The organism is Pseudooctadecabacter sp. (assembly GCF_020627745.1).
Classification (GTDB): domain Bacteria; phylum Pseudomonadota; class Alphaproteobacteria; order Rhodobacterales; family Rhodobacteraceae; genus Octadecabacter.
Genome location: NZ_JAHDGE010000032.1, coordinates 24409 through 27820 on the forward strand (window position 1 = coordinate 24409; position 3412 = coordinate 27820).

The 3412-nt window shown below is 57.8% G+C and carries 4 protein-coding genes; all 4 read left to right on the forward strand.

Annotation, left to right across the window (positions count from 1 at the left end):
* Positions 1–22 precede the first annotated feature (22 nt).
* The 4 genes from QZ653_RS12025 (at position 23) to QZ653_RS12040 (ending at position 3412) form a co-directional block, all read left to right on the forward strand.
* Positions 23–727, forward strand: coding sequence for a GntR family transcriptional regulator (locus tag QZ653_RS12025; RefSeq protein WP_296420334.1), 705 nt, complete (start codon positions 23–25; stop codon positions 725–727).
* Positions 717–1625, forward strand: a complete 909-nt coding sequence (locus tag QZ653_RS12030) for a dihydrodipicolinate synthase family protein (protein WP_296420335.1) — start codon at positions 717–719, stop codon at positions 1623–1625. The genes QZ653_RS12025 and QZ653_RS12030 overlap by 11 nt, the downstream gene beginning before the upstream one ends.
* Positions 1622–2893, forward strand: a complete 1272-nt coding sequence (locus QZ653_RS12035) for an aldehyde dehydrogenase family protein (protein WP_296420336.1) — start codon at positions 1622–1624, stop codon at positions 2891–2893. Before QZ653_RS12030 ends, QZ653_RS12035 begins: the two co-directional genes overlap by 4 nt.
* Before the next feature lie 228 nt (positions 2894–3121).
* Complete coding sequence (locus QZ653_RS12040; RefSeq protein WP_296420337.1) at positions 3122–3412, forward strand: hypothetical protein; 291 nt, start codon at positions 3122–3124, stop codon at positions 3410–3412.

Sequence of the window (3412 nt, forward strand, 5' to 3'; positions counted from 1 at the left end):
TGTATACAAATGAGGGGTCAACTTGAGCAAATTTACGAAATCAGACTGTCTGGAGGATTTGCGCCGCCGTATCCTGTCAACAGAACTTGAACCGGGTCTTGATCTGGATGAGGCGGGCCTGTCGCGTCACTATGAAATGTCGCGCACCCCGCTGCGCGAGGTTTTACAGCGGCTGCAGGGTGAAGGCTTTGTCGTCATGAGCGAGAACCGGGGCGCCAAGGTCGCGTCCATGGACATCAGCGTTCTGCGGACGTTCTTCCAGACAGCACCGATGATCTATGCCAATATCGCGCGACTGGCCTGCGAGAACCGCACGGGTCAGCAACTCGACACCCTAAAAGACACGCAGACGCGGTTTGCCAAGGCAACGCAGTCATCCGACGGGGCCGAGGCCGCATTGGCCAACCACCGGTTCCACGCGATCATCGGCGAGATGGCACACAACACCTATTTGCTGGCCTCGCTGGCGCGGCTGCAAATTGATCACACGCGGATGAGCCAGACCTTCTACCGCCCTGCTGCCCCCTCCGAAACCATGCTGGTGCTGAAAGCCATTGAACAGCACGATGCCATGATCGCCGCCATCGAAGCCCGCGAAGGGGCTTTGGCCATCGACCTTACCCTGCAACACTGGGACCTGAGCCGCGACCGGATGGAACGCTTTGTGCGGCCCGATCCGCTTCCGGTTGATGTCATCTCTCTCAAGGATCGAACCCATGCAATTTGAAGGCATCTACACGCCTATTGTGACGCCCTATCATGATGACTTTTCTCTCAATGAAAGTGCGCTGGCGCAAACGGTGGACCACCTTGTCAACGCCGGGGTCCATGGGATCATCGTGGCGGGGTCGACCGGCGAATACTATGCCCAGACGACTGAGGAACGTCTGGAGATGATGACGCGCTGCGCTGCGTTGATTGACGGCCGTGTCCCGATGATCGTGGGCACCGGCGCAATCCGTACCGAAGACAGCATCCTTTATGCCCGCGCCGCAAAGGACGCAGGTGCCGCGGCCCTTCTGGTCGCCACGCCCCCCTATGCCTATCCCACGGGCCGTGAAATCGCGCTTCATGCGCTGGCCGTCGATCGCGCGGCTAACCTGCCGGTTATGCTATACAATTACCCTGGCCGGATGTCGGTGAACATGGATGAGGACTGCCTTGACCGGCTTGGCCGGTCCCCGAACTTCTGTGCCATCAAAGAAAGTTCGGGCGACGTCAACCGACTTCATATGCTGGCCCGCGACTATCCCCATATCGCCTTGTCTTGCGGTATGGACGATCAGGCGCTGGAATTTTTTGCATGGGGCGCTCGGTCGTGGGTCTGTGCGGGGTCGAATTTCGCACCGGAGGGGCATATCGCCCTTTATCAGGCCTGCGCGGTGGAGGGTGATTTTACCAAAGGGCGCGCGATCATGTCGGCGATGCTTCCTTTGATGCGCGTGCTGGAACAGGGCGGAAAATTCGTCCAGTGCATCAAATACGGGCTGACCTTGCGCGGCATCGACGCCGGTCCGCCGCGCAAGCCGCTTCAGCCCCTCAACAAAGACGACAAACGCGAACTGGCCGAGGTGATCCGGACAATGAACACAGCCATTTCAAACATCACAGGGGCGACACAATGACCGATTTGCTGACCACAGCCGAATATGCCGCCATCGCGACATCGCTCGATCTGCCACGAAGCCCCTTTATTGACGGTAAATTCCAGCGCGGGCATGGCCCCATGATGGCCACGACCAATCCGGCCACCGGTGCCGAGATAGCGCAAATATCCACAGCAGATGCGACGGACGTCGATCTTGCGGTGTCCAAGGCGCGTGAGGCGTTTGATCAGGGTCATTGGGCCAGACTGGACCCCGAAACGCGTAAGGATGTGCTGATCAGATTGTGCAAACTGCTGACGCGGAACAGGCGCGAACTGGCCGTGATGGAAAGCATCGAAAGCGGCAAACCGATCCTCGATTGCGAGACGATTGACCTGCCTGAAACGATCCATTGCATCAAGTGGCATGCCGAGGCGGTCGATAAAATCTACGACCAGACCGCCCCCACCGGCGACGGCGCCATCGCGATGATCGTGCGCGAACCCATTGGCGTGGTTGCGGCCATTCTGCCATGGAATTTTCCCCTGATGATGCTGGCATGGAAGATCGGCCCCGCGCTTGCGGCGGGGTGTTCGGTGGTTGTGAAACCGGCCGAACAGACCAGCCTGACTGCCCTGCGCGTGGCTGAACTTGCGCATGAGGCAGGCGTGCCGCGCGGGGTGTTGCAGGTCCTGCAGGGCGATGGCCCGTCGGTCGGGGAACCCCTTGGGCGGCACATGGATGTCGATCTGGTGACTTTCACCGGTTCCACCGAAACGGGTCGCCGGTTTCTGCGATATGCCGCCGACAGCAACCTCAAAAAGGTGGTCTTGGAATGTGGCGGCAAGAATCCTGCTGTGGTGTTTGACGACGCTGAAAAGCTGGATCACGTGGCAGAACATGTGGTCAATGCCGCATTCTGGAATGCTGGGCAGAATTGTTCTGCCACGTCCCGTCTGATTGTTCATAGATCGGTGAAATCCGCCCTGATGGACAAAATATCCGCCCGTCTGCGCGACTGGAAGGTCGGCAATCCGCTGGACCCTGCAACCCACATCGGTGCGCTGATAGATGCCGAACACTGCGCGAAAGTGCGCAGTTTTCTGGACACCCACGAGGACGGCCCCTTCGTCACCCCCAAGGTTGTCGAAGTCAGCCCGGATGACGCCCGCGCCCGCGACGAAATCTTTGGTCCTGTGCTAAGTGTGACTCCAAGTCCGTGTTCAGGTTGCGAAAGTAACTCTCGGAGAACTCATTGGCGGCCGCAATCGCCTCAACGCGGGACGTCTCACGCGAAGATCGCGTGACGTACTTCTTGGAATACGGATCACGCAATCGGATCAACCAGTTAGGACTGCGGCCAGTCTTATAGACCGCAAGACCTTCGCGCAGGTGCTTGATCGCTTGGACGGAGTTCGGGTTTTGAGTGGATTCTGAAATCATGGGGGCACCGGATTTTCAGTGTATAACTGTGTATAATATCCGAGATGCAATTCTCTCGGCCAACGCATCAGATTTAATTTAATGAAATCAGTATGTTGTGGTGCCCAGGGGCGGAATCGAACCACCGACACGAGGATTTTCAATCCGATGCTATTCAAGCAAATGCAGGGACTTATGAGGCCACGCTCCGTCAAACCCCTGACGAAACGTCAATTACTTGCACCACGATTGTCAAACCCGGCCTTGCCGATCTGACAAAAGAAAACGCCGCGACCTCGGCAAAGGTCAACGGCGCTAAAGACATTGTGGAAACTGTCTATTCTGGCCGCGAGTATATCGCAGCTTTCCCCATCTTGGCAACACATTGGGGGGCGCTGGTATGA